Annotated in this window: 4 protein-coding genes; all 4 read left to right on the forward strand. The window is 47.2% G+C overall.

Features of this window, described 5'->3' with window-relative positions:
- Positions 1 to 324 precede the first annotated feature (324 nt).
- The 4 genes from AACV78_RS17840 (at position 325) to AACV78_RS17855 (ending at position 6012) form a co-directional block, all read left to right on the forward strand.
- Positions 325 to 1338 carry an adenosine deaminase gene (locus AACV78_RS17840; RefSeq protein WP_194010151.1) on the forward strand — a complete coding sequence of 338 codons (1014 nt, stop codon included), beginning with the start codon at positions 325 to 327 and terminating at the stop codon, positions 1336 to 1338.
- Between the two features lie 274 nt (positions 1339 to 1612).
- Positions 1613 to 2917 (forward strand): omega-aminotransferase AptA, encoded by a 1305-nt coding sequence (locus AACV78_RS17845; RefSeq protein WP_194010152.1) that lies wholly within the window; start codon positions 1613 to 1615, stop codon positions 2915 to 2917.
- Between the two features lie 170 nt (positions 2918 to 3087).
- Positions 3088 to 4575 (forward strand): TldD/PmbA family protein, encoded by a 1488-nt coding sequence (locus AACV78_RS17850; protein WP_194010153.1) that lies wholly within the window; start codon positions 3088 to 3090, stop codon positions 4573 to 4575.
- A gap of 90 nt (positions 4576 to 4665) precedes the next feature.
- A complete protein-coding gene (locus AACV78_RS17855) occupies positions 4666 to 6012 on the forward strand; it encodes a TldD/PmbA family protein (protein ID WP_194010154.1) in 1347 nt (448 codons plus the stop codon).
- Positions 6013 to 6085: the final 73 nt, after the last annotated feature.

Here is a 6085-nt window from a genome sequence, read left to right on the forward strand (position 1 = left end):
CAGTCGGAGGAGAGAGGGAGAATGGGAGAGGGGGAGAATGGGAATAGTCCATTGCCAATATGCAGCTTAAATGTGGGGCCGCTTACCTGCTTGCAGGAATTAAGATTAAGAGGAGATTACTTTTCTAAATAGATACAACTGTAGGGAAGATCCAAGTAATTAGATAAGATTCATAAATCTTTGATTGAGAGGGAAACTGCAGATGTGCTTCGACTTATCGAAGGGTACGGAGATGAACGCAGATGAATGCAATCTTGTTGATTGTCGAGTAATTTATTCCCCAATTATTCAATCCAAAATCCAAAATCTAAAATCTAAAATCCCATGACTTTACACGCTGAGTTGCACCGACATTTAGGCGGTTCTGTGGTTCCTCGGATTCTGTGGCGGTATTTCGATCGCCATAACGCCGCAATGGTTGATAGATTTCAACAATATTCGGAGTTTGAGGATTTTTACACTCGTCCCCGCAATACTCTTGATGAGTATTTGGAACTGCACACGCTGGTAGAAAGCGTGCAAACTGTGGAGACTTTGCCTTATTTTATCTATCGGTTGATGCGCGGCGCTTACGTATTTGAAAATCTGGCTTATTTGGAGTTGCGCTATACGCCTTATTTGCGGACTCCAGAGCATTTGGAACAGTCAAAACGCATTGATTTGATGGCAGAAATTGTACGGGTTGTGGGAAAGGCCAGTCAAATTGGCGATTGTCCGATTGTGACTAGCCAAATTTTGTGTATGCACTCGCGTTTACCCTATGAGGTGAATCGGGCGATCGTCGATTTGGCGGCCGAGATGGGAGAATATGTTTGTGCGATCGATCTTGCGGGCGGCGATGCTGCTATTGGCGATCGTTTGGAGGAGTTTGTGGGATTGTATGAGTACACAAGGTCGATCGGGATTAAGACAACCGGCCATCTCTACGAAACTACCTCTGGCTGTTATCCCGAACTTCTGCCCTATTTGATGCGTATCGGCCACGGGATTCAAATTCCGCTAAAATATCCCGAACTGCTGCCAGAGGTCGCGCGCAGGGGTCAATGCTTAGAGGTTTGCCCGACTACCTATCTCAAGACGGGGACGTTACAGGATATGGGGGAATTGAAGGTAGTGTTCGATCGATGTTTTGAGGCTGGTGTAGATATTGCTATTTGTACCGACAATGCGGGATTGCACAACGTGCGGCTGCCTTTTGAGTACGAGAATTTGTTGACTCGGGATATCATTGATTTTCGGCAGTTACAAGCCTGTCAGGATGCTGCTTTTCGCCATGCTTTCGCGTGGCCCTACGGGGAGAGGCCTGTAAAAATGCTGACTGGTTTGTTGCAACATTAGTCGGTGGAGTAAGATTTAACCAACCGCGAAGGCGCAAAGGAAACGAAGGGTAGGACATCAAGGAAGAGAAAGAAGAAGATAGGTAGATGTTTTTAGGTAAAGACTCTATTTGGAAATAAGAAAAGCTCTTTCTTCTCTTCCTTCGCGCTCTTTGCGTCTTCGCGGTTCGTTTGAAAGAGATATTTGTAAACTTATAATAAGTGTCGGGCGATCGCCAATCGGTAACAAGTTATAGTTTGGACACAAAAGTATCAAAATAAAAGGATAAAAAAATATGACAAATATGGACGCTTATTGGATGCCTTTCACGGCTAACCGACAGTTTAAAGCTAATCCGCGCATCTTGGTTTCGGCAAAAGATATGCACTTTACCACCGATGATAACCGCTCAATTCTCGACGGGATTGCGGGGCTTTGGTGCGTGAACGCAGGGCACTGTCGCCCGAAAATTGTTGAGGCAATTCACAAGCAAGTATCGACTCTAGATTATGCCCCACCTTTTCAGATGGGACACCCCGGCGCTTTTGAATTAGCGGAACGTTTGGTGAAGATGATTCCGGGCAATTTCGATCGCGTTTTCTTCACTAATTCGGGTTCCGAGTCTGTAGACACTGCTTTGAAAATTGCGATTGCTTATCACCGGGCGAAAGGTGAAGGAACTCGTCAAAGATTGATTGGTAGGGAACGCGGTTATCACGGGGTTGGTTTTGGGGGAATTTCTGTCGGCGGTATTGGCCCTAATCGTAAATATTTTGGCAGTTTGCTGACAGGAGTGGATCATTTACCTCACACTCATAATTTAGAACACAATGCTTTCAGTCGCAAACAACCGAAATGGGGAGCGCATTTGGCGGATGAATTGGAACGGATTGTGGCTTTGCACGATGCGTCTAATATTGCGGCGGTAATTGTGGAACCGGTGGCTGGTTCTACGGGGGTTTTGATTCCGCCGCAAGGTTATTTGCAGCGGCTGCGGGAGATTTGTGACAAGTACGGAATTCTACTGATTTTTGATGAGGTAATTACGGGTTTCGGGCGTTTGGGTTCGAGTTTTGCTACTGAATATTTTGGGGTGGTTCCCGATATTGTGACGGTGGCGAAGGGGATAACTAACGGTACTGTGCCGATGGGGGCGGTGTTTGTGAAGGAGGGAATTTATGATACTTTTATGAATGCTCCTGAAAATGCGATCGAGCTTTTTCACGGTTATACTTATTCCGGCCATCCCCTAGCCTGCGCTGCTGCTTTGGCGACGCTGGATATTTATGAGGAAGAAAGGCTGTTTGAACGGGCTAATAAGTTGGCTGATTATTGGGAAAATGCGGTTCATTCTTTGAAGGGCGTGCGCCACGTCATTGATGTGCGAAATCTCGGACTTGTGGCGGGGATTGAGTTGGAATCTATCCCTGGGAAGCCGGGAAAACGGGCTTTTGATTGTTTCTTGCAGTGCTTTGAAAAAGGGTTGTTGATTCGCACGACTGGTGATATTATTGCTTTGTCGCCTCCGTTGATTATTGAGCAGGAACATATCGATCGCATTTTGGAAATTTTAACTGCGGTTTTGCAGGAATTGGAGTAAGATTTAAACGAACCGCGAAGGCGCTAAGGACACGAAGGAAGAGAGAGAGAAGAAGATCGGGAAAATCTCTCTCTCTTGTCTTCCTTCGCGCTCTTTGCGTCTTCGCGGTTCGTTCAAATCCTTAAACAGCGCTATAATCATTCATAACGAACGACGAACGACGAATAACTATGGTACTGTTAACTGCAAAAATCTCTGCTAACGAGTTGGCAAATTTAGCTGTAGAGTTAATTCGGAAAAGTGGGTGCGAATACGGTGATGTGCGTTTTTGCAGTTACCGACGGCAAAGTTTGTACGCGCGCGATCGCTCTTTAAGCAATATCTCCGATAATGTAAGTTCCGGTTTTGGCGTGCGAGTGCTGCTAGACGGCGCTTGGGGCTTTGCCGCGAGTCACAACAAAACACCCGCAGAAGTTACCAGAATCGTCGCTTTGGCTGTAGAAATTGCTAAAGGCAGCCGCTTGACTCAAAAGGAACCGGTGCGCTTAGTTCCCGTCGCAAAATATGTCGATACCTACATTACTCCGATCGCAATTGACCCGTTTTCAGTATCCGTTGCTGACAAAGCAGAACTTTTATTAACCATCAACGAACGCCTGCTAGCGCACGAATCACAAGGCATCAAAAAAGCTTATTCTTTTTTGAGATTCAACCGCGAAGACAAGGTTTTTGCGTCCACAGAAGGCTCGCTAATCGAACAAACAATCTACCGCAGCTATCCGGGTTTTGGCTGCACGGCAATTGCGGGTGGCGATGCCCAACGTCGCAGTTACGAACGCCCGCCATTAAACATCGGTTACGAACACATCAATCCCGATGATTTGTTGGGTCAAGTCGAACGAGTAGCCACCGAAGCAATTGAAAAAGTAGCTGCGCCGAAAGTCCCTGCCGGGATTTGCAAATCCCTGATTCTCAAGCCGACAAATTTGTTTCTGACTATCCACGAATCCGTCGGACACCCAACGGAATTAGACCGGGTTTACGGCTACGAATCGAATTTTGCTGGCACGAGTTTTGCTACTACCGATAAGTTAAATAAGCTGCAATACGCTGCACCTTGGGTAAACTTCAAGTGCGATCGCACTCAACCCCACGGTCGCGGTACAATGGGTTACGACGATGAAGGCGTAAAATCGCAGGATTGGTACGTTGTCAAGGATGGAATTTTAGTTGATTATCTCACTGACAGAGAAACAGCTTATCGCCTCGGACGCGCCAGCAGCAACGGTTCTGCCTGCGCTGACAGTTGGTCGAGCGTACCGATGGTGAGAATTCCTAATTTGGGATTGGAACCGGGCCCGGATGGCGGCAGTCATACTGCTACTTTGGATCAGATGATTGCTGATACGGAAGATGGGATTTTAATTGACGGTACAGGCAGTTTTTCCATCGACCAGCAGCGGCGCAATTTTCAATTCGGCGGCGATGCTTTTTGGAAAGTGGAAAAGGGTAAAGTTGTGGGAATGTTGAAGGATGTCACTTATCATTCAATGAGCACTGATTTCTGGAATCAAGTAGATGCAATCGGGCCTGCTTCCGAACGGGTTCAATGCGGTACTAATATGTGCGGCAAAGGTGAGCCGATGCAGGTTGCTCAAATGACTCATGCTTGTGTACCGGTGCGGGTCAGGGATATTCAAATTGGGGGAAATTCTTAATTCGGAATGATTGAACCGCAGAGGACGCAGAGAACACAGAGAGAGTTCTGAGATAATAAAGCTAACAAATTCTTCCTAGTATTCTAGCTTATGACCGTAACAATATCGCCCGCAATTTTAAGTGAAGACAGAGCCTTATCTTTATTAGAAAAGGTAGTCAAACAATCGGAAGCAGAAGCAGTATTTGTCAGTCTTTCTACTGGTGAAGAATCTCTTTCCCGATTCTCGGAAAATCAAATCAGCCAAAATATCAGCAAAACTGTATTTAGCCTCAACATTACTAGCTATTTTGGCAATAAAAGCGCTTCTGCTGCTGTTACCGAATTTGATGAAGATGCGATCGCCCAAACCGTCAAGCGATCGGAAGAACTCGCCCGAATTGCCCCCGCAGACCCCGAATGGATGCCGCTGTTGCCCCCTCAAACCTACGATTTGCCCCCGGCGGCGTTTGATGAAGCAACGGCTGCTGTATCGCCTTTAGAGCGGGCAAAAATGGTACAGCAAGCCTGCGCGATCGCATCTGGCGAAGGTGCGGAAGCTTCCGGTACTTTGAGCGCTGAGGCTTCGCTGTACGCGATCGCCTCGTCAACCGGACTCCGCGCCTGCAACCAATATACAGAGGCTAATTTCGGCTTTACAGCCCGCATTGGAGACGGTTCTAGCTGGACGGAAAGCACGGCTTGGGGCATCCACGAAGTACAAGTCGCCGAATTAGCCGCACAAGTTGTCTCGCGCGCGAAAGCCTCCCGCAACCCCCGCGAAATTACTCCCGGTGTTTATCCTGTAATCTTTGATGGCGCTGCGTTTGCAGATTTGCTACCGTGGGTAATTTGGGCTATGGATGCGCGGGCGGCGGATGAGGGGCGATCGTTTATGTCGATCGCCGATGCAGCCGGAAAACCCGCAGGAAACCGCGCCGGAGAACAACTTTTCAGCCCGTTAGTGCAGGTACTGCGCGATCCGAGTCATCCTTTGTTGCGATCGAATAATTTTTTCGGCGACGGATTGAACAATAGCTATTTAGAAATCATCAAAAATGGCGTACCTCAAAGCTTGTCCTATTCCCGCTATTGGGCCGCCCAAAAAGGCAAAGAAGCGAAAGGTGGTTATTACCCGATCGTGATGACAGGTTCCGATCAAAGTTTAGCAGATTTAATCGCTCAAACCGAGCGGGGAATTTTCGTGAGTCGAGCTTGGTATGTAAATTACGTGAATCCGAAAACATCGGAAGTAACCGGCATGACTCGCGACGGTACTTTTTGGATTGAAAACGGTAAGATTGCTTACCCCATTAAAAATTTCCGTTTCAATCAAGTTTTACCTGATATGTTGCGGGATGTGGATGCAGTTAGCGAAGTGCATCGCTACGGTGGTAGTGTCGTGCCCGGAGTGCGCGTGAAAGCTTTTAATTTCACCAGTATTACTGACAGTTTGTAACTCGCACAATATTGCAATCCTAAATCATTTGTGAATTTCTTACTCCCTCCCCTTGTTAAGGGGAGGGTTGGGG

It is taken from the genome of Tychonema sp. LEGE 07196 (genome assembly GCF_963890365.1).
In the GTDB taxonomy this organism is placed as follows: Bacteria; Cyanobacteriota; Cyanobacteriia; order Cyanobacteriales; family Microcoleaceae; genus Microcoleus.

Bases quoted from the DNA above. Each gene is read 5' to 3' on its own strand.
- AACV78_RS17840 (WP_194010151.1), top strand. From the start codon at position 325: ATGACTTTACACGCTGAGTTGCACCGACATTTAGGCGGTTCTGTGGTT.
- AACV78_RS17845 (WP_194010152.1), top strand. From the start codon at position 1,613: ATGACAAATATGGACGCTTATTGGATGCCTTTCACGGCTAACCGACAG.
- AACV78_RS17850 (WP_194010153.1), top strand. From the start codon at position 3,088: ATGGTACTGTTAACTGCAAAAATCTCTGCTAACGAGTTGGCAAATTTA.
- AACV78_RS17855 (WP_194010154.1), top strand. From the start codon at position 4,666: ATGACCGTAACAATATCGCCCGCAATTTTAAGTGAAGACAGAGCCTTA.